General features: G+C 40.7%; 32 protein-coding genes. 26 read left to right on the top strand and 6 right to left on the bottom strand.

Annotated elements, in window-relative coordinates:
* Positions 1-178: 178 nt before the first annotated feature.
* Positions 179-664 (bottom strand): double zinc ribbon domain-containing protein, encoded by a 486-nt coding sequence (locus PN499_RS22295; protein ID WP_272034732.1) that lies wholly within the window; start codon positions 662-664, stop codon positions 179-181.
* Positions 665-739: 75 nt separating this feature from the next.
* Between PN499_RS22295 and PN499_RS22290 the strand changes: the two genes are divergently transcribed.
* The 3 genes from PN499_RS22290 (at position 740) to PN499_RS22280 (ending at position 4,316) form a co-directional block, all read left to right on the top strand.
* Positions 740-1,636 (top strand): tyrosine-type recombinase/integrase, encoded by an 897-nt coding sequence (locus PN499_RS22290; protein ID WP_272034730.1) that lies wholly within the window; start codon positions 740-742, stop codon positions 1,634-1,636.
* Between the two features lie 71 nt (positions 1,637-1,707).
* Positions 1,708-3,351, top strand: a complete 1,644-nt coding sequence (locus PN499_RS22285; RefSeq protein WP_272034728.1) for an IS481 family transposase — start codon at positions 1,708-1,710, stop codon at positions 3,349-3,351.
* On the top strand, positions 3,345-4,316 hold the full coding sequence (locus PN499_RS22280) for an AAA family ATPase (RefSeq protein WP_272034726.1): 972 nt from the start codon (positions 3,345-3,347) through the stop codon (positions 4,314-4,316). The genes PN499_RS22285 and PN499_RS22280 overlap by 7 nt, the downstream gene beginning before the upstream one ends.
* A 226-nt stretch (positions 4,317-4,542) precedes the next feature.
* Here PN499_RS22280 and PN499_RS22275 read toward each other — a convergent pair whose 3' ends face one another.
* The 3 genes from PN499_RS22275 to PN499_RS22265 all read right to left on the bottom strand — a co-directional run bounded on the left by PN499_RS22275 (position 4,543) and on the right by PN499_RS22265 (position 5,609).
* Complete coding sequence (locus tag PN499_RS22275; protein ID WP_272034723.1) at positions 4,543-4,731, bottom strand: hypothetical protein; 189 nt, start codon at positions 4,729-4,731, stop codon at positions 4,543-4,545.
* 77 nt (positions 4,732-4,808) lie between these two features.
* Positions 4,809-5,204 carry a DUF6876 family protein gene (locus tag PN499_RS22270; RefSeq protein ID WP_272034722.1) on the bottom strand — a complete coding sequence of 132 codons (396 nt, stop codon included), beginning with the start codon at positions 5,202-5,204 and terminating at the stop codon, positions 4,809-4,811.
* Between the two features lie 78 nt (positions 5,205-5,282).
* Positions 5,283-5,609 carry a hypothetical protein gene (locus PN499_RS22265; protein WP_272034720.1) on the bottom strand — a complete coding sequence of 109 codons (327 nt, stop codon included), beginning with the start codon at positions 5,607-5,609 and terminating at the stop codon, positions 5,283-5,285.
* Positions 5,610-5,727: 118 nt separating this feature from the next.
* Here PN499_RS22265 and PN499_RS22260 point away from each other — a divergent pair, with 118 nt between their 5' ends.
* The 22 genes from PN499_RS22260 (at position 5,728) to PN499_RS22155 (ending at position 16,932) form a co-directional block, all read left to right on the top strand.
* Positions 5,728-6,084, top strand: a complete 357-nt coding sequence (locus PN499_RS22260) for a hypothetical protein (protein ID WP_272034719.1) — start codon at positions 5,728-5,730, stop codon at positions 6,082-6,084.
* 92 nt (positions 6,085-6,176) lie between these two features.
* The gene (locus PN499_RS22255) at positions 6,177-6,566 is read left to right on the top strand and encodes a hypothetical protein (protein WP_272034718.1); all 390 of its coding nucleotides are present in this window, start codon (positions 6,177-6,179) and stop codon (positions 6,564-6,566) included.
* 405 nt (positions 6,567-6,971) lie between these two features.
* A complete protein-coding gene (locus PN499_RS22250) occupies positions 6,972-7,340 on the top strand; it encodes a hypothetical protein (RefSeq protein WP_272034715.1) in 369 nt (122 codons plus the stop codon).
* A 228-nt stretch (positions 7,341-7,568) separates the two neighbouring features.
* Positions 7,569-8,081, top strand: coding sequence for a pilus assembly FimT family protein (locus PN499_RS22245; RefSeq protein ID WP_272034713.1), 513 nt, complete (start codon positions 7,569-7,571; stop codon positions 8,079-8,081).
* A gap of 106 nt (positions 8,082-8,187) precedes the next feature.
* Entirely contained in the window at positions 8,188-8,610 is a 423-nt protein-coding gene (locus PN499_RS22240; protein ID WP_272034711.1) for a hypothetical protein, read from the top strand.
* An 84-nt stretch (positions 8,611-8,694) separates the two neighbouring features.
* The gene (locus tag PN499_RS22235; protein WP_272034709.1) at positions 8,695-8,928 is read left to right on the top strand and encodes a hypothetical protein; all 234 of its coding nucleotides are present in this window, start codon (positions 8,695-8,697) and stop codon (positions 8,926-8,928) included.
* A gap of 54 nt (positions 8,929-8,982) precedes the next feature.
* Positions 8,983-9,252 (top strand): hypothetical protein, encoded by a 270-nt coding sequence (locus tag PN499_RS22230; RefSeq protein WP_272034707.1) that lies wholly within the window; start codon positions 8,983-8,985, stop codon positions 9,250-9,252.
* Between the two features lie 248 nt (positions 9,253-9,500).
* The gene (locus tag PN499_RS22225) at positions 9,501-9,905 is read left to right on the top strand and encodes a hypothetical protein (protein WP_272034705.1); all 405 of its coding nucleotides are present in this window, start codon (positions 9,501-9,503) and stop codon (positions 9,903-9,905) included.
* Positions 9,906-9,981: 76 nt separating this feature from the next.
* The gene (locus PN499_RS22220; RefSeq protein ID WP_272034703.1) at positions 9,982-10,377 is read left to right on the top strand and encodes a hypothetical protein; all 396 of its coding nucleotides are present in this window, start codon (positions 9,982-9,984) and stop codon (positions 10,375-10,377) included.
* 45 nt (positions 10,378-10,422) lie between these two features.
* Positions 10,423-10,764, top strand: a complete 342-nt coding sequence (locus PN499_RS22215) for a DUF4326 domain-containing protein (RefSeq protein WP_272034702.1) — start codon at positions 10,423-10,425, stop codon at positions 10,762-10,764.
* A 55-nt stretch (positions 10,765-10,819) separates the two neighbouring features.
* The gene (locus PN499_RS22210) at positions 10,820-11,032 is read left to right on the top strand and encodes a hypothetical protein (RefSeq protein WP_272034700.1); all 213 of its coding nucleotides are present in this window, start codon (positions 10,820-10,822) and stop codon (positions 11,030-11,032) included.
* Between the two features lie 87 nt (positions 11,033-11,119).
* A complete protein-coding gene (locus PN499_RS22205; protein WP_272034698.1) occupies positions 11,120-11,320 on the top strand; it encodes a hypothetical protein in 201 nt (66 codons plus the stop codon).
* A 101-nt stretch (positions 11,321-11,421) separates the two neighbouring features.
* Positions 11,422-11,928 (top strand): SLOG family protein, encoded by a 507-nt coding sequence (locus tag PN499_RS22200; protein ID WP_272034696.1) that lies wholly within the window; start codon positions 11,422-11,424, stop codon positions 11,926-11,928.
* A gap of 47 nt (positions 11,929-11,975) precedes the next feature.
* Positions 11,976-12,356, top strand: a complete 381-nt coding sequence (locus tag PN499_RS22195) for a hypothetical protein (protein WP_272034694.1) — start codon at positions 11,976-11,978, stop codon at positions 12,354-12,356.
* A 10-nt stretch (positions 12,357-12,366) separates the two neighbouring features.
* Positions 12,367-12,513: a hypothetical protein gene (locus tag PN499_RS22190; RefSeq protein ID WP_272034693.1), complete on the top strand. Its 147-nt coding sequence runs from the start codon at positions 12,367-12,369 to the stop codon at positions 12,511-12,513.
* A 54-nt stretch (positions 12,514-12,567) separates the two neighbouring features.
* Positions 12,568-12,891 (top strand): hypothetical protein, encoded by a 324-nt coding sequence (locus tag PN499_RS22185; protein WP_272034691.1) that lies wholly within the window; start codon positions 12,568-12,570, stop codon positions 12,889-12,891.
* Positions 12,892-12,959: 68 nt separating this feature from the next.
* Complete coding sequence (locus tag PN499_RS22180; RefSeq protein ID WP_272034689.1) at positions 12,960-13,442, top strand: hypothetical protein; 483 nt, start codon at positions 12,960-12,962, stop codon at positions 13,440-13,442.
* 130 nt (positions 13,443-13,572) lie between these two features.
* Positions 13,573-14,307, top strand: a complete 735-nt coding sequence (locus tag PN499_RS22175) for a hypothetical protein (protein ID WP_272034687.1) — start codon at positions 13,573-13,575, stop codon at positions 14,305-14,307.
* A gap of 79 nt (positions 14,308-14,386) precedes the next feature.
* Positions 14,387-14,659 (top strand): hypothetical protein, encoded by a 273-nt coding sequence (locus PN499_RS22170; RefSeq protein WP_272034685.1) that lies wholly within the window; start codon positions 14,387-14,389, stop codon positions 14,657-14,659.
* A gap of 110 nt (positions 14,660-14,769) precedes the next feature.
* Positions 14,770-15,747 carry an AcrVA2 family anti-CRISPR protein gene (locus tag PN499_RS22165; RefSeq protein ID WP_272034684.1) on the top strand — a complete coding sequence of 326 codons (978 nt, stop codon included), beginning with the start codon at positions 14,770-14,772 and terminating at the stop codon, positions 15,745-15,747.
* A gap of 44 nt (positions 15,748-15,791) precedes the next feature.
* On the top strand, positions 15,792-16,349 hold the full coding sequence (locus PN499_RS22160; protein ID WP_272034682.1) for a thermonuclease family protein: 558 nt from the start codon (positions 15,792-15,794) through the stop codon (positions 16,347-16,349).
* Entirely contained in the window at positions 16,330-16,932 is a 603-nt protein-coding gene (locus tag PN499_RS22155; protein WP_272034680.1) for a hypothetical protein, read from the top strand. The genes PN499_RS22160 and PN499_RS22155 overlap by 20 nt, the downstream gene beginning before the upstream one ends.
* 3 nt (positions 16,933-16,935) lie before the next feature.
* Here the strand turns inward: PN499_RS22155 and PN499_RS22150 are convergent, their stop codons facing one another.
* The gene (locus PN499_RS22150) at positions 16,936-17,658 is read right to left on the bottom strand and encodes a caspase family protein (protein WP_272034678.1); all 723 of its coding nucleotides are present in this window, start codon (positions 17,656-17,658) and stop codon (positions 16,936-16,938) included.
* Positions 17,659-17,920: 262 nt separating this feature from the next.
* On the opposite strand from PN499_RS22150, the gene PN499_RS22145 reads away from it, so the two are divergent.
* Positions 17,921-18,337 (top strand): hypothetical protein, encoded by a 417-nt coding sequence (locus tag PN499_RS22145; RefSeq protein WP_272034676.1) that lies wholly within the window; start codon positions 17,921-17,923, stop codon positions 18,335-18,337.
* 256 nt (positions 18,338-18,593) lie between these two features.
* On the opposite strand, the gene PN499_RS22140 is transcribed toward PN499_RS22145, so the two are convergent.
* The gene (locus tag PN499_RS22140; protein ID WP_272034674.1) at positions 18,594-19,061 is read right to left on the bottom strand and encodes a hypothetical protein; all 468 of its coding nucleotides are present in this window, start codon (positions 19,059-19,061) and stop codon (positions 18,594-18,596) included.
* Positions 19,062-19,064 lie beyond the last annotated feature (3 nt).

The following is a 19,064-nucleotide window of genomic DNA, read 5'->3' as shown; positions in this document are numbered from 1 at the left end:
TGTAGCGAACTGCAAAAAGCAGAGGTCAAAACTGCAAAAAGGGGATTTTTGAAACCACATTAACTGCCAAAAGTGGGTGTCTCAAAACCACATTCAGTGCAGAAGAAACCACATTACGTGCAAATAAACTGCAAACAGACAATTGAAACCACATTAACTACAAATACTCATGCTCCGCTTACTGGGAAGGGATTTGGCTCCTTGCAGAACTGCCATTGACGGTCTCTTTATAAGGACAACCACAATAAGGACAGAAGCGGAACTTAAGAGAAACAACCGGTTCGTCGCAACCAGGGCAGCGATGCCTCAAAGGAGTGCCACAAATCAAACAGAACTTAGCTCGCGCATTAGCCCAATTGGGGTCGGGAGCCGTTCCAGGCCTCCAACAACTCGGGCAAAATTTGACGCTACTGGCAACAGAAATAGGAACTTTCTTAATCACGGCTTCCAGATATTCAGCCGGAACTTGCAAAGCATAAGCCAAACCCGAAATCGTTTTTTGATTCAGTCTAGTTGTTTGACCCCGCTCAACCTTACCCAAACTTTGTAAATGGATACCCGCCTGAGTCGCTAGCTCTTTCTGACTCATACCCAACAATCGGCGGATTCGCTTGACATACTCCGGCAGAGATTCATCCGGTTGCGGTGTCGTTAAAGTATACATAAAAATCTACTAGCCCGCTCGCTAGATCGGATATATTACAAACAGAAACGACGCTCAACTGTTCTTCAGAACTAGATGGCATCCTTAACAATTACTTTAGCTACATTAGCCACCCAGTTTTTAGAGCGCCCTAGATTAGCTCCAAGCACGCTCCGCTCTTACGAACAGACTCTAATCCCTCTCCTCAAAGAATATGGGCGGTGGTCAGTAGAAATATTAGACCGCGAACTTTTAAGTGAATACCTCAACAGTTTGAGCCATTTAAAATACACAACGCACCATCGACATCAAGCCATTCTGCAAAGTCTCTTCAACTTTGCCGTCGAAAAAGGTTATATAAACTCCAACCCTATTGCGCGACTCAAACAGCGCCACCCCTGCCGCGAAAAAGGCGAATCCTTGTCAGATGATATCGTTCATTTCCTAAGTCCCGAACAAATCAGCTTGCTGTATAAGTTAGTAGCCAACGACTTAAGAATGAATGCTATCGTGCACTTATTGCATCGGACGGGAGCGCGCATTTCTGAATTACTCGCTTTAAACCTAGAAGATGTAGACCTCAACCATCAAAAATTTCAGGTACTCGGTAAAGGCAACAAACGTCGCTGGTGCTTCTACAGTGAAGATGCCGCTAATTCGCTAGCAGAATATATTAAATATGAACGCTTTACCCCCCATCCGGCTTTATTTACAGCTCGACAACCGAAAACTCTGATTGTCAGCCGGATCAGTTATCAGACAGTACATAAGTATTGGACAGAAATCACCGCACTGAGTCCCGAACTGCAAAACATTCGGCTCCACGATCTACGACATACATTCGCTACAGAACGAGTCGGTTTAATGGGAATTGAAGAACTACGAGCGCTGATGGGACATACCTCAATTCAGACAACATTACGCTATCAAAAAGTGACATCAGCCCGCGCCGAGATGGTAGCACGTCAAGCGTTAAGTTGTTTAGTTCAATGAAGAATTTATCTCAGTTGATAGAAAGAAGATAAAATACTCTTTATCAAGCGAGTGAGACTAGGAGGTGGGGCGTGTCCCGAAGGCAGTTACCGACAGAGACCGTTGTGGAGTTGCGTCGCCGCTTGGAACTACTGCCCCCTCACAGCAGCGCCCGCCGGACTGCCATTCAAGAGGTAGCTCAGCTCTATGGCGTTTCCGAAGATACTGTATATCGGGCTTTGCGACAGCGGCAGCCCGTTGAGGGAAGTCGGCGTGCCGATCGCGGGGTGCCAAGGGTCGTACCGCGAGCGACCTTGGAACGCTACTGCGAAGTGATTGCTGCCATTAAGGTGCGAACATCCAATGGCAAAAAACGCCACCTCTCGACTGGGGAAGCCATCCGCCTGCTCGAAGAACGCGGCATCCAGACTCCTGACGGTCACGTACTCGTTCCATCGGGTTTATTGAAAGTCACCACCGTTAACCGTTACCTCAAGCAGTGGGGCTATGATTGGGAGCGACTGACACGACAACCGCCAGCCGTGCGTTTCCAAGCCGAATTGAGTAACGACTGCTGGCACTTCGACCTGAGCCATTCCGACCTCAAGCACTTGAAAGCACCTGCTTGGATAGAACCCGGTCGCGGACATCCGCTATTGATGCTTTACAGCGTCGTAGACGACCGCAGTGGCGTAGCTTACCAGGAGTACCACAGCGTTTACGGGGAAGATGTAGAAGCGGCCTTGCGGTTCCTGTTTGCTGCGATGTCCCCTAAGTCCGGTGCGGAACTGCCATTTCAAGGCATTCCCAAACAGCTTTATATGGATAACGGCCCCATTGCTCGCAGTTTGGTATTTAACAAGGTGATGGGATATCTGGGAGTGGAAGTCTGCACCCACTTGCCTCAAGGCAAAGATGGGCGAAGGGTGACAGCCCGTGCCAAAGGAAAAGTGGAGCGACCTTTCCGCACGGTCAAAGAAATGCACGAAACTCTCTATCATTTGCACGAACCGGAGACAGAAGCTGAAGCGAACGACGGGTTGATACGTTTTCTCCTGCACTACAACCGCCAGCCCCATCGCAGCGAATCTCATGCTCGGATTGAGGATTGGTTAGCCAACTTGCCGCCCAATGGCCTTCGTCAGATGTGCAGTTGGGAGCGCTTTTGCACTTTTGCCAGAGAACCGGAACGGCGTAAGGTAGGCATCGATGCACGCATCACTGTGGAGGGAGTTATTTATGAAGTCGAACCCGATTTAGCTGGCGAAACGGTGGTTTTATGGTGGGGGTTGTTCGATCGGGAATTGTATGTTGAACACCAGGAACGGCGTTATGGCCCCTATATTGCGGCTGGGGGCCCCATTCCTCTGCATCGCTACCGCCATCTGAAAAAAACTAAGACGCAGCTTCGGGCCGATCGAATTGAAACGCTGGCTAAGTTATTAGTCCTCCCGAAAAATGTTGGCACTTCCGAGTCGGAAGAAGAGAACCGCGCCCCGTTTGAGCTACCTATGCAATCCTTTGCCGATCCCGATCCTTTTCAAGAATTCGCCTTTCCGACAATCCTTGCTGCTAAACGAGCGATCGCTGATTATTTGGGATGTCCGCTTGCCAAACTCACGGATGAACAAATGGCGTATGTTAATGAAATTTGTAATTGTTCTTTGAACAAAGTAGAAATCTTGAGCCAAGTCCAAGCTTACTTCAATTTATCTCAAGGGAGATTTCGATGTTAAGAGAAGTGATGAAGTATTTTGGGTTAGATCGGAGTTTCGAGCAGGCAGGGTATTTTGAAATTGCCGAACAAGTGACATTATTTAAAGAAGTCAAAACGGTGATTCGCCAGGGAGGTTTAATCGCTTTATCAGGGATGGTCGGCTGTGGAAAAACTACAGCTTTACAGCGATTGATGAAAGAATTATCGGTCGATAAAGATATTGTTGTTTCTCGTTCTTTAGCCGTCGAAAAAGAGCGTGTCAGTTTAGGAACGTTGATCGTAGCTTTGTTTTGCGACCTGTCCCCTGAGAAGAATCCCAAACTGCCAAGCATGGCAGAGCAACGGGAACGGAAACTGCTGTCATTGATTCAAAAATGTCGGAAACCGATTGCACTTTTTGTCGATGAAGCGCACGAGTTAGATAATAAAACCTTAGTGAAGCTCAAACGACTCATTGAGTTAGTTCGTGACAATGGAGGAAGCTTATCTGTTATTTTAGCGGGACATCCTAAGTTAACTAACGATTTGCGTCAGCCAAACTTAGAAGAGATTGGTGCTAGAGCTATTGTATTTACTTTAGAAGGAATTAAAGGTTATCAGCGAGATTACATTCAATGGTTGTTGAAAGACTGCGCTAAAGATGAGTGCTTGTCAGAAGAGTTGTTGAGTGAAGAAGCTCTGCAAGTTTTTGTACAAAAGCTCGTCACACCGTTGCAAATCAAATATTATTTGCGGTTAGCTTTTGAAGAAGCTTATAGACTTGGTGCGAAGCCAGTGACTCAAGAGATTGCTGAAATGGTAATAGCAGCTTCAATTGATGATTTAGAGCCTCGTCTGATTCGACAGGGTTATAATACTAAAGTTTTAGCTAATCTTCTTAATATCAAACCTAATGAAGTCCGCTCTTTACTCCAAGGACAACTCCCTTCAAGTCGCACCCAGGACTTAAAAGAGCAAATGTTGAGACAAGGCATTCCTGTCTGAGGCGCGATCGCCGTTGGCGAACCCTAGAGCCTGGTATCACCTCCACTGTCATACATACGTTCGGCGAGTTCAGTCGAGCCTCTGAAACCTTTGCTAGTTATTGGTTGTAGCCTATTTGTAGTTAATGTGGTTTCAATTTTCTGTTTGCAGTTTATTTGCACTGAATGTGGTTTCTTCTGCACTGAATGTGGTTTTGGCACCCCTGTTTTTGGCAGTTAATGTGGTTTCAAAAATCCCCTTTTTGCAGTTTTGACCTCTGCTTTTTGCAGTTCGCTACACCTAATAATCCAACTCGAAGATGTACTACAAACTTTCCGTCTTTGAATTGATAAATTTTTGCTGCCTCAGCCACACCATTTTCAACCTCTGTTACATGAGGAATAAGTTGGGTAATTACTTGATTAATTTTATCCATGTTTGCAATCCTTAAACATCATTAAAAGCCCAGGTGAAGGCATCGCAGTTTCAGATGCTGCGATCGCCTCCAACTAATTACCTTTCGCTTGGCAATAATAAAACCCCATTTTCGAGATAGAGTTTCATTTCTGGCAAGGGAAAATCGGTAAATTCAATTTCTTGACTAACTGCTGGTTTTACCCCCAAAACTGGTGTATCTTCCCAACAAGTCAACACCGCAGAATGTTTGGGCTTAATTAACTCATGTTCGTTTCCTACTACCAATAACCACAACTGGAAATCTCGTAGCCTTGGATTTTGACGCAATTTAGGCTGATGAACAGCGATCGCATCCAATAACCAATAGCATTCTGCATTGTCAGCCAACTCTTTCACGCCATCGGTGTAGAGCATTCCTAACAAATGTCTGTAGTATTCATCGCCTCCTACGCAGTGTTCTAGTAAATCGATTAACTCTTCTTTAGTTAACATGGTTAATTTCCCAAACAACTAACACAATTAAGCGTAAGCATTAATAGCATTATCAAATTATCAATGCTAGGCAATTCATTACAAACAGTTAACAATTTCCAAGCCTAATTCGTTCCCAACAGTTCTTATTTCGTGCCAAACTTCGGGAGTGTTTACTTCCAACTGTTTGACATACAAATACGGCTTATTACCCGAAATCAATTTGATTTGAATACCAAGTTTTCGAGAATCATCATAAACAACTTTTGCACTGTCAAGTAAGTTAGTTTTGTATTTAGTTGACAGTGAGCCTTTTATGCTGCCAATTTCTGCATGACCCAAATCCTCAAATTCGACTTTAGCTATCCAATCATCACCACATTGATAAATTTGTATCCCAGTTGCAAAGTAATATTCTCCTATCATGGTTCTCCTCAATAATCCTTAATTTTAGTAAGCGTCAGCATTTATTAAAGACTATTTTAGGTTATCATATTAAAGAAATGCTGACGCTTATTTGTAATGATAATTTAGTAATTTTGTTATGGCTATCACATTTGCTGGAATTAAAGGAAGAATCAAAAAAACTTCTCCTCATGGCAACTTTCTTGTTGTCGAATTGAGCGATCGCATTACCATCTGTGGTACTTTTTCTAACCAATTTTTGTGGGAAGAATCGCCAGAAATCGAATCTGGCTTTGAATCTTTCATTACTTACATTGGCTTGGAAAGTGACTCAGAAGTAGAAAACTGGCGGCAATTAGCGATAGAACTGGGCGGTTATTTCAAGACTGATGACGAAGCTATACCGCGCAGTGCTAAGCGTGTTGATGCTTTTCCCTTAGAAATCAAAGTTCGTGGTTTATCGGCTGATGCTGTTCTTGAGTTAGTGGAAAAATAACAAATGATAACGCTATTGATTTTCTATCAATAGCGTTATTAATGAATGCTGACGCTTAAAAATAGTGTTGTGATGATAATCGAATCTGGAACATGGAAGGAATCAATATCTGGTCTGGATGTGAAAATGGTTTGGGTGCAGCCTTAACTAATCCTACTGAATTGGCTTTCCGTAAGGGAAAATTAAAGAATCATTATCCTGTTGAGTTCCGAGGTGAACTTTTCCCGGATGCTGAAGCGGCGTTTAAAAAGTTTAAGGTTGGTGAAATGAAAGCAGATGTTGAATTAATGGCGGAAGTAATTTTAGCAAAATTACAACAACATCCCCGGTTGTTTAATGCCATCAAACAAAATGGTGGCGTTGATTGGTTAGAGAAATGTTCGCATATTGTAGGCGTTCGTGGTTCTCGTTGGGAAGGGAAGGGAACAGATTCTAATTTCATCCTGGCATTAACCCTTGCTTATGTTCATCTTTGCGAATGATGATAAAGTCTGCGGTTTATTATCGCAGACTCTTAACTAAACTTGATGTATAATACGATGAGTTATTGCCGAGAATGGTGAACGATGCGATCGCCTTTTTTAATTCTCCAATGGTTGAGCTAAAGGCATTGGTCAACTATGAGAATCGCAAATTACATTAGCCTGCAACAGTTTCTCGCTATGACAATCCGCTCTCCCACCTAAAACCAAGTTTCTCGGCTCGTAGCAGAGTTGACTGGGCGGTGGGAGAGCTAGCCCCACAAATTTGTAGCGATACCTTCGGCTGGCTACACCTACACATTTAAAAATTCACCATCCGCCCGGAGTACAGTTAGGTTATCGGTTATAGCAGATAACGCCTAGCGGCGAGGATAGTGTTCTTTAATCGCTCAATAGGTGACAATCATGGCTATCTTAATTCCTTCCAAATCAGAAAAGAATGCTTCTCAACTACGTGATGCTTTGCGGATTCTAGCTTGGCAACAGTACAAGTCTGACAATCCCGAAATCAAGGGATTAGAAGGCTACGAGGTATTTGAGGCTGAATGGAAAATTCACGATATTCAAGCAATGAATGAGCAGGAATTGCTCAAGCTAATCAAAGATTTGGGTTATTCATTGGCTGATATCTTGAAGGTAAGAACTGATTACTACATTGCTCGTAACAACAATTATCCCAAGAATGAGAAAAGTAATGTCATTCCTGGTGATTTTGGCAATCATCAAGTTACTGATTTTGCCACTCAAGTTGGCAATGATGCCATCCCTTACTAATCCTCAATTCTTAGTTTGAAAGAAAAGTCCAATTCCTCATAAGGGAGTTGGGCTTTTTTTTAGAGTAAAGTTCACCGATCGCCACTCTACCCGCTCTCTCCCCTAAAACGAAGGTTGTCAGCGATCGCAAAGTTCCGGGGCGGAGAGAGAGCTAGTTTCTCTCAATCTTACTCAAGAATGTCGCTTATTACCCAGTCTAACGCCTAGCGGCGAAAGTAATGAAGTTTCTTGGGTAATAAAATGAAATTAAGCGAAAAACTCGTTGTCGTAGTAATCATTGGCATTCTTTCATCAATTGGTTTGTCTACATTTCTAGGTGTTATCAATAGAACTCGCTTGGATGTAGCCATTCTTCAAATTCAGAAATCAATGGAATTTTCTAGAATTGAATCTATCACATCTGGTCAGGTTGAAACATTTTGTATTAAAGAACAATTGGGAACAGTCAAAATAGGTAATGTTAGCGGTGGAGATTGTGACGAAGTAACGGTCTGGAAAACTCTAAGCGGTGTTCGTATTGACACGAACAATTCATCTTTAAGAACTTCGAGCGGTGTTGCAGGCAACGGTGGTTCTATCTATCGAGCTTCTTGGGCACAGACAGCAGCAGGATATGGTGCTAGTTGGGGGCAACTAGGTAGAATTACTATTACTGCTGGTAATAAACGTAAATGTGTTTTCCTCAAGAATATCATCGGTGAAATTGAAGTTCGTCAAGGTAAGAACTGTCTGAGAAAATAATAAAAAGCTCTCTAATCATCATTGGTTGGAGAGCTTTGTTTTATCCAATAAACCTCGTGAGCTAACGCCTAGCGGCGAGAATGCTAACCTTTCACTCATAAAAACCATGACAATTATCATCAAACACATCAAGGATTCCAAAGACCTTTTTGATACCCATATCCGCGAAGGCACTTTCTTCAAAAAGATTAACAGCCAATTTGTGTTAATGCTCGATAAAGAGCAGAGAGAATTTATTTCGACTAATTTTGCAGTTGGTTATATAGGCAGTGATTACAAACTAAATTCTTGGGCTCGGAAAACAGCACGAGGCTTGACCATTTTGAGCCTTGATGGAAAAACAATTTCAGAAAAACGGACAATTCTTTGGAAGGAAGTCAACGAGAATAAAATTCAACCGATTCTCCAATTTCTAATCAAACAATCCAAAGCAGGAAAGACGATAACTTTGTGGTATTTGAGCAAGTATGACATAGAAACTGCTCAACTCATCAAGCGTTTCATTGATTGGTACACGGCCAATTGCTAATAGCTAATTAGTTAATAGCCAAGACTCAAGGAGCAATCTTTGAGTCTTTTCCTTCTGCTCTTTAATAATTTAAGGAAAGGTTACATGAGCAAAACAGTAGTAATTTCCGGCAGTCGCTATATTAAAGTATTACCATCAGAAGCGATGCCTTCGGCTGGCTTCGCCTACGCATCCATCAATCGCATCATGGAATTGAAGTTTTTAGTGCTAGTTGGTGATGCGCCGGGGATTGATAGCTTAGTTGTAGACTACTTACGGGCTGCAAACTATCGTCACGTCCATGCACGGGTTAAAAAGACCAAAATTATTCGTTGCTAACTTTTCGTGTGAATGCCTTACGGCAATAATAGTGATGTTTTAATCAAAGCAATCATGCCAATCAGAATCTTACCTAAGTTTAATTCAGGAAATCCCGAACCTGAACACAATCCCGCACCAACTGAAAGTATTTTCGCTCGTCTTAATGCAAAGTTGAAGTACGAACAAGAAAACATTAAGCCCTTTTTGGGTGATTTGTATCCTCTGTATCGTGACGAATGCGTAATCTTTCATGCTGGGATATATATCGGCAACGGATACAATTATTCATCCAGCAAGAATGATGATTACGATCGCATTGGTCAACTACTAGCAAAAATGTAACAGTTAATCGCTTATCAATCCTCGTTTGTTGCGATGCCTACGGTTAGCTACACCTACGCACACAAATCAAGAAGTACAGCCACCTTATCACTCATCCAACCCGCTCAGCCCCCTTCAAACAAGCATCTTCGTAAATTGCAAATTCCCTGGGCGGGGGCAGAGCTAGTCATCTGGCAAATTTGGACATCGACACTACAGCAAAGATAACTGCCTATCGGCAAAGAAATTGAACTATTTTGGGTAAAGCAATGATTGAGCTAATTAATTTATTCAACGACAAAACCCTAGTTAGAGACTTTGAAAAAGTTAGTTTCGACTTAGGAGAAAATAGATTCAATGTATCTGAAGGTACTTGGGAAATAGCTCAACAAACTAGAAACTATTTCCTTGAAGATGAACTACGTTATTCTCCACTACATCCTCTTAAAACAGTGGAGCAACTTAAGCAACTATTTTGGGAAGAAATTAAAGTGCATCTTCCTAAGTATAAAGCTGATGTCAAAGACAATGGTAAAACTTACTACTTTGAGTATCTCATCCAATTAGCAGAACTTGTTAAAGATGGACAAGACATCCAACTCATCTACATCTCTGATTTAGCTCATGCAGAAATGATTAGAAATTGTGTAACTTGGCTATCACAGCAAATCTAATAACTTAAATCCCTAGACTTTTCTAGGGATTTTTTCCAATCTTGACCTACAAATTAACCAAATTAACCCTAAAACCATGACAACAGTAATAGTTTTCGGCAGTCGTTCTGTCTCGTCTTTGCCACCAGCAGCAATTGAATCTCTTGACAAAATTATGGAGCTAGGATTCACAATCATTGTAGGCGATGCACCCGGCGTTGACATTCTCACGCAAATTCGTTGCAAAGCAGCTAAGTATAAGGAAGTTAAAGTCTATTACGCTCTGTTTCGTGGTAACGGCAGACCACGAGTTTATCTGAAATATCCCATATTTGGAGTACGTGGAAACTACACAGACCGCGACAAACAAATGTGTTGGATTGCTGACTATGGTTTAGCTATTTGGGATGGTCACAGTCGCGGTTCACTACGCAACATCGAACACCTTAAAACGTTAAAAATCCCAACCAAAATCATTCTTACAAACGATTAGAACGCTGTCGCTAAATGTAATAGTTTAGCGACTTACAACAACAAAATGAACATTCAAGTAATTAACGTCAGACAACATGGCTTCATTGGCAAAAATAAAATCTACATCGGTAGGCATAATAGGTATCCCACCATAGCAGGAAGCCCCTTAGCTAATCCATTTATAATCGGCATAGATGGCGATCGCAACCAAGTAATTTCCCTCTACCGTAAGTGGCTTTGGGATCAGCTTCAATTCGATTCCCCGGCCCGTAGAGAACTTCTTTCAATTTGCGATCGCATTCGTAAAGGAGAAAGCCTATCCCTGACTTGTTGGTGTCATCCGTTACCGTGTCATGGTGACATAATCATTCGTTGCATAAAATGGATGATTGCTCAAGGTTATTAACCTTATCAAAATCAACGCCTTACGGCGAAAATAGCGTTGATTTTGGTTATTAAGTATGACTTGTGATAATTGGGAAAAAGGTTTTGAAGTTGAAGAAATTGAAGAAATTGAAGAAGTATCAGAAAGTGTAAACCAAGAAAGCTCTGCTCGACAACGCAAAGATGAACAGAACATAAAGGATGAACTTGAACTAGATTGGTATCGTGAATATCATAGCTGGAATCAAGAAATAGCAGCAGATAGAGCAATGGCTGGAGGTAATTGGTAGATAGCAGAAAAACCATTGGTAACACAACTTATCAATGGTTTTTTTTATGCTTACGCTTAATAATTTTGACCTTGAATACTAATGCCAATGACAATCACATACTCAAAGGAGTTTTTATCGGCTCTTGCGATTCAGACTTGGGAAGATAGAGAAGATAACTCCGACGCTGATTATGAAGCATTGATGGCGGAAGATTTGCGTGAAATAGACATTGAACCTATCTATGAAGAGATGGCTTACTTACATGAAAAAGAAACGAGCAACAACCACATGAATTACATCAAATGAAAAACAGAGAATCAACTTAGTTTAACTGAGGCATGAATGTCAGATATGGCATTCATGCTTCCGCTTACTTGTGGTATTTCATTAGTTAGGAATTAGATAGAATGAAGGCACTATTTACTGGGCATCGCTACATCACATCAGCCTGGAACCGAGAAATTAACCATCTCATTAATTTAGCTCTTGAGTGCAATGTTAATGAGTTTTTCGTAGGGATGGCACTTGGAAGTGACCAAGTAGCAGCAGAAATACTCACTAAACGTAAATTGAATTGGACTGCGGTAGTTCCCTGTGGCGACCAGGCTGAATTATGGAAACCTCGCCAGCGCTCGCACTACAAACGACTCCTCAGTGCGGCTAACAGAACTGTGACACTTTACCCAACCTATTCACCGGGAGTGATGCAAGCACGAAATCTCTGGATGGTAAAGCGATCGCAAATTTGTCTAGCGGTATGGAGCGGTAATGATTCTGGTGGTACAGCTTTAACAGTGAGTATGGCTAAAGAGCATAACTTAACCATCATTCAATTCAATCCCCTAATTCCCACCAATTCAAAGTATAGATTCTTTCTCCATCAACCAATGTACCAACAATTAAGTTTGTTTTAATCAATGCTTACGCTTTCCAGGTTTGATGTTTATTCAAACCTGGAAAAATGGAAAATCAATCATGTTTTAACTGGATTATCCGTAATAACTTTGAAGATGCCGATTTCTGGTTAGTGAACAAAGGTAGTAGTAAAAGTTTAGGAAATCCCGTTAAAACGTTTGAGAGTTTTTACACCGGTGTTCAATGTCCGGTATTAGTGTGGCCTGATTATGGCTATTATTATTGCCTTTATCTCTACAATTCTGGCTTTTGGAAAAGTTACAGCAAAGGTAGTACAGGACTGCAACATTTACGACTTTCCGATATCCGTAAAGTTTTTGCAGAAATTTCTCGACAAAACGCTAATGCTTATGAAGCAATCCGAATCAAAGTCAAAGCGAATAATCACTTCTCATCTTCACTCCCGAATTTCCAAACTCAAAGCTGAGGCAATTAATTTGAGATTGATAATCAGTTGCGATCGCAATGACTGGCCGGGTTCTGAAGACTTTTATCTCATTCTCAAACCCGGTGAAACTGAATACACAGAGCATACGACCGTAGCTACGGCAGTTATCCTTCTCACATTACTTGGTAAAGTCTGATTCCAGCTCTGATAACTCAAGAAAGCAGAATAACATTTAGTTGCTTTGCTATTAATGCTAACGCTTAATTGCGGTAGTTTTTTAGTTAAGAAAGTCATGCAACTCCAAGTAAAAACAATTCCAGAATGGCTACAAAAGCTCACAGTAATTGATAGCTTAGCCATCATTGAACTGCTGCAAAGGAAAGGATTTTGTGATTGCGATCGCATTCCGATCGAGGATATCAAATTTGCCTTAGCTCAATGGTTCAAATCATTAGTCGATTCAATCGAGGCTGACCCTGATTGGTGGATTGAAAAGCATGGTTTGAAGCATTTCACTGAACATCTGCCTGAACCTTTTGAATTTGAAGAGATTGAGGATTTTACCAATCTCTAGTTAAAAAGGGCTAGATTACCTAGCCCTGACAAGGAGAAATCTGCTGTAGTACGTTCTTTAATCCTACCATGAATAAAACAAAAACACAACCATTAGCCCAAGTTTCAACACTGGGAAGAATTGCTCATTTGAAACAGCAAATTGCTAAAATGGAGGCTAACATTGAAGCTCTCATGCCAGATGCAATTGCTGAGGCATTTCAAGTCTTACAATCCGGTTCTTCACCTAATGGTAAAAAAGTCGTTTACGAAGGAAAGGAAGCTAAAATCGTCCTGGTTCTGAAGAAACGTACTGACCTTAAAGACCGAGTTGTAATGAGGCTTGATGAGGATATTAAGGCTGAAGTGATGCGATTGTCCAAACTCAATCAAGCCGACTTAAAAGCCATTAATGATAAAGTTTCGAGGCTAAAAAGTCAAATCGAATCTTTGGAAAAAGAGCGAGATATAAAGTTGACATCGAGTTATCTATTACGGCTTAAAAAGCATTACAAGATTGCTTACGAACAAGCCGCTTACTTAGTACCATCTTTGTCAACTTTTCTTAAGTAATTAATCGCCATTTAAGCGTAAGTTCATTAAATTAATGCTTACGCTTATTTTTGATGAGTTTCATGAGTAACCTACTCTTAAACTGAAACCAAAATTGAAACCGAACCGAACCTTAATCAAGGAAAGAAACATGATAATTGTAGAGAATGGATTTGCTTTTCGTTATCCATCAATACCCTCTCGATACCGCGCCAATTGCAAAGGTGAATGGGGCTATTTCGTAACAGGAGAAACTGGTAACATGAATTGTTTGGAAGCTGAGAAAGCAGGGCTGTTGCGTGGTAATTACGTAGAGATGGCTGTAACATGGATTGATAAGCGGACACTGAGCTTCTTACCTCACTATGAAAATGAGGTATTTACCGAGATTTGGGGATTTCCTGTGGCTGGTGAAATCAAGAATGCTTTTGCGGAGAAATGTACGGAACTTTCAACATTTTTGATTCATCGGCGTTCGCAAGATAAGCTAAAGGGAATTGTTGAGAATTTTAGCCGTCAAGCCTTCAACTCATGGGTAAATGAGGGAATGATAGGCGACCCCAATGAGTATGCAACGAGTAAAGCTTGTGAAGCTTACTTCAATAACATTTTCTGCTTTTCATTTGAGGCAGTTGAAACCCAATACGGCAAGTCTTTCTACATCCAAACAACTCACCGACCACCTGTAGGTGATTTTGAAATCGCGGCTCTTAGTGTTGCTAAACAGACATATCAGCAACAAATTTCTGGCAATCAGGTATGCACTGATAATCGGTTAGTTGAAAATGAAATGAAATGTCTGGGAGCTACCACTTCCAAAGTTTTGCCAATGGGTGAAAATACGGCTGTGACAGTTCCAGTAGCTAATTCGAGAAAAAGTAAATAGGTTTTAAGAAAGTCGGGGAGTAATCCTCGACTTTTTTTAATGTTTACCAGTCATTTTTAGCTCACCTATGGATAAAAAGATGAAAGTATCCCAATGGAGAATATCAGCGCAAATTGTAATCAAAAAAGCAATTGATAATTGCCCAAGCCGCGATAAAGCAGAGATTCGGAAAGCAATTGATTCAGCTTATCCTTTTGGAGAAAGAAAATATCATCCTTACAAAATTTGGCTTTCTGTGCGTAAACAATATTTGGCTCATCTGGGAATTGAAACCAAGGGAAAGCCAGTTAAAGAATATCGGTGCAAATACTGTAAGGATTCCAAAGAAGGTTGTTTATTCTGTTTTAGATGATGATTTTAAGACTTTCTCCTATAGTATAATGGAGAAGGTCTTTTTTATTTCCCGTTAATACTTACGCTTAGAGATTTAATCAGTTTTAGATATTAACACCTTCTCTACCGATGAACGAAATTAATTTTGACTTAACCAATCCCAATCGCGCTCGGAGCCTTCTAACAATTGAAAAAGTTGAGAAAAAATTGCTCCGTCAAATACGAGAGCGAGATTATTGGATTCCTAGAGGCTATATTGAATGGAAAACTTTAAGCGGCATTATTGCCTTATCACTTTCCACTTGTAGCCTAAAATACGCATACGTTGATATCTCCACATTCCTCCACAGCTACAGAACCGCCCTCTGGTTTGCCCAAGATGCACCAATTTATTGTTTAACTAAAGAATTAATTGAGGCATTTGATAATACTGATGCACTTCATAAACCAGGGATTTTAGCGGGATGGAAGCCCTCACTACCCACTTTTTTGTTAGCCATACCCAAAGGATTAATTCATACACCGGATGATGGAGAAATTGATTATTTAGTAGTTTCCTGTAACGACTCAGAATATCCAGAATGGAACCAAGCCAAATGGAAACATATCAAAATAGAACCCTTTAAGCTTAAACATAAGCTACATTTTCAAATCTGTACTGTCGATTCTAAAGAAACAGTTTGGATGTCGGGAACTGCCATCGCTCCTGATAATAGCTTAATTTATCAAGAAAATAGCAACTTAGGAAAAAGTTTGATGACTTCAGACGATCGGCAGTTTATTGGAAGAATTAGAAATTTAGTCGTCAACACCTTACTAGCTCTTGAATTTTCACCATCTTTGCTTAGCAATGTGACCGAAATAGAAACTAGAGCTAAAGCTGGAGGATTTGCTATTAAATCACCTTCTTCTAATACCCGATATCCTCGTTGGTTAGGAAAAAATTATCAAACTCGTTCCGAACCTTCTACTCTATTAAATTTATCAACTCATTCCAGTCCCCGTAGTCATTGGCGGCGCGGACACTGGCGAGTCCTAGAATCTGGGGAGGGTAAACCCTGGAAACAATCAAAACGGCTTTGGATTGAACCAGTTTTTATTAACTAAGTAGAGACTTTCTCCTATAATGGAGAAGGTCTTTTTTTATCACAATGGCTGATATTATCGCGGGAAATAAATTTATATCACTTGCCAAATTTGTCACAGACGGTGATACTCTGACCCTAGAAAAAGATGGTGTAGAGTTTAAATGCCGTCTTCGATGGATTGATGCACCTGAGACTCGTAAATCCCATACGAGCGCTGACCCAAAAATTCTCAATCATTGGGAATGGGGAGAGAAATCTAAAACTTTCTTATATAATTTAGTGTGGGGAAAACAATTAACAGTTATCCCCTATGAAATTGACCAATACAATCGCTGGCTATGTGACTTATACTTGGGCGATCGCATAGTAGTGGCGGTTAACATTCAACTCCAATTAAGCAAAGCCGGGATGTGCGCTAATTCTTTACCATTCCAACTGTATAATTTTCGTACATCCAGAGAATTAAACCTTTTCAAGGGGATTCTTACTAATTGTGCTAATGCTTACAAGAAAAAGATAGGGATTTGGTCAAGCCCAGACTTTATTATACCCTACGAGTTCAAGAAACTGGCTATGAAAATCAATTACCAAGGAACGGAACATGATTCAGAAAATTATTAGTTACATGGAAGCCAAGAAATATCAGATATTCAAAGGTAAGGATGAATTGAATATCATCTATGTTGAGGGAATGAACCCAGACTTTTCCTTAAACAACGATAAACCCAATTATTTCAACGACATCAGGCTAGTTATCGCCTTTGAGGATAACAAACCCTTAGTATTAGGAGTTTGGGAAGCAACGACAGAACCAGGCTTTTACTACACTGACAATCCTATGAACCCTGATGGTGCGGCTAGGATTGCTTTTGGTCAATACCGGGCGTGGCAAGTTGGCATTCATGGTATTTCTGAACCCCATGAGGCTCTTGTCCAAGTTGCACCCGTTAAAGTCCATCGGGATTATAACCGTGATATGATAAGGACGGGCGATCGCATTGATAAAGGAATATTTGGTATCAATCAACATCATGGTTCAAATCATCCCGTTGACGACATCTATACAACTTCGGCTGGCTGTCTGGTTGGTAGGACTCGTCAAGGCCATAAAGAGTTTATGAAGTTGATTAAAACTGATTGTCGCTATAAAACCAACCCTGATTTTATTTTCACAACTACTATCATTCCCGGCGATAAACTCTAAACTCTAAATTATAAATGCTTGTTGACGACTAAATTTAACATTCTGTTTGCCAAATAGAAAATAATTTGGTGAGCGACCTCTAGGTAATTTAGTCGCGATCGCATTCCTCAAACTCCTGTGACTTGCTCGGAATTTACCATCGTCCCATACTTCCAACAGTTTACTGGTAAACAGGCTGTGAACTTCTCCATCCAGAGCCTTTTGTGCATCCTTACAGGCTGATATTAATATCCCGGATGCCTTAACAGATTCTAAGAGTGCTTCTTTTACCATCCCTTGATAATTTACTCTATCTGTTGACTTTGTGATTGTCCCGCTGTGACAGCTATCTGATACAACTACAATGCGGACACCTGGAACAAACTTAGACCATAGTTCATAAAGTTCATCATCAATGAGTTCTCTATCATAGAGAACCCATGTTTCATCTAGCATATCTGCTTCATCACCATTAACGTCAATGATTTGAGAACCATGACCGCTGTAGGTTAACAAAAATATATCATCTGCTTCTAGTAGATGTGCTGTTTCTGCGATCGCTGCTTTTACGGCTTGGTGTGTAGCTTCTTTATTTAATAAAACTTTGGTATGAGAGTAACCTAAATTTTCTGCTAAATTTTGCATTGCTACAGCATCATTTTCGCATCCTTTCAACTGGGTTATGATTTGATTATAATTCGCTTGATTTACATGATTTAAACCGATATGAAGTGACTGACCTTTCATTGTTTTAGATTATCAATTAATAATTTTAATTATAACACAATACGGTTCAGTTAAGGTTATGCACTGCTTAAAAAAATACAGGCGGATTCATTATGATTTCCGTACCTCTGTGTTTAACTTGTTTCTATACTTGGTAAAATAGAAGCGAATACTAATTGAACTGCAACTCATGCTAAAAACCATCGAAGGCACTTGCACCTCTTGCCAAACAATTCCATGATAGTTCATCATGGGATTGTTTCATTCTTGTAAATCAACTAATATGCGATCGCTCCTCTTGACTCTTGCTCTCATGTGTTTGGCCACCCCCGCTGTTGCCACAACCTGCGAAGAAAGCTTTCAAAAAAAAGGAGACTTTTTGAATGGTGCCGCCTTTTCTGCGCGCGTTCAGGTTGAAGGATTATCGATAGAAAGAGCGTTTTCCCAATTACGACCCATTTTAGCCCGCGAGAGCATCAAAACTATCAGCACCGATGTGAACGCAGGTGTAATGAAAGCTGAAAATCCCGCAACAGCATTTCAGCGTGCTTTGCCAATTGATGTGTTTGCCTCAATGGATGACAACCTATTAACTGTCGAGATGATCTTTACCATTCCGAGTGGCGTGGGTGCAAGTAGCGACACCGTGAAAGGATACTTATGTGGTGCGCTCAATCAATTGTTGCCCAAAAGTAAGTAAAGAGATTAGTCATACAGTGGACTTTGAGTATAGTAACAATATAATATCTTGCGGTTTGAGCATAGCTTTATGCGTGGCAAAGCCAGCGTTCGACTGAGCGCGGTTCCTGACGCTCTTGAAGGACTCACCGTCGAAGCCTCATGCCGAAGTCCAAACCCGAAGTCATCGCGCGTGTTTCCTTTATTCTATATTCGCCAATAGCAAATAGAGTAAGGTTTTAGTTCATCAATTGCTCACTTTGTTTTAATATTTTAGCCTAATATTTGAGAATTTCCAGACATAAATCAAGCAATTTCTGAGGTGGATTTTCTCTAAATTGCCAATATTCTTCTAAAAAAGTAGGATTTAAAAGAGAGGCAACTTTAGAATCAAAAGTTAGCTGACCGTAGATTTGCCAAGCTAATAATTTGATTTTTCTGAGCGTTAAGGGTTTATTTAATAATTGTAAGCTAGCTCTTAAGAACAACTCTAAATCAGGGCGTTCTTGATCTAAAGTGAGCAGATAATTATTAATTTCTATCTTCATCATTGCTATCCCTGAGTGAAGTTGCCGGAGTTTCACTACTAACTCTAATGCTGTAGCAGCATCAGGAGCATTAATTGAGAAATAACCTAACTGCTGAATAATTCGCAATTGAGAATCATAAGATAAATTATTAAGTTGTTCCAACAATATTGTTTCTCTAGTACCTAATGGTAAAAGGTTTAATAAATCTCTCAACATTAA

It is taken from the genome of Kamptonema animale CS-326, assembly GCF_028330895.1.
Classification (GTDB): Bacteria; Cyanobacteriota; Cyanobacteriia; order Cyanobacteriales; family Microcoleaceae; genus Kamptonema; species Kamptonema formosum.
Note: the sequence above shows the minus strand (reverse complement) of the source record. Positions and strands in the feature narration are given on the sequence as shown.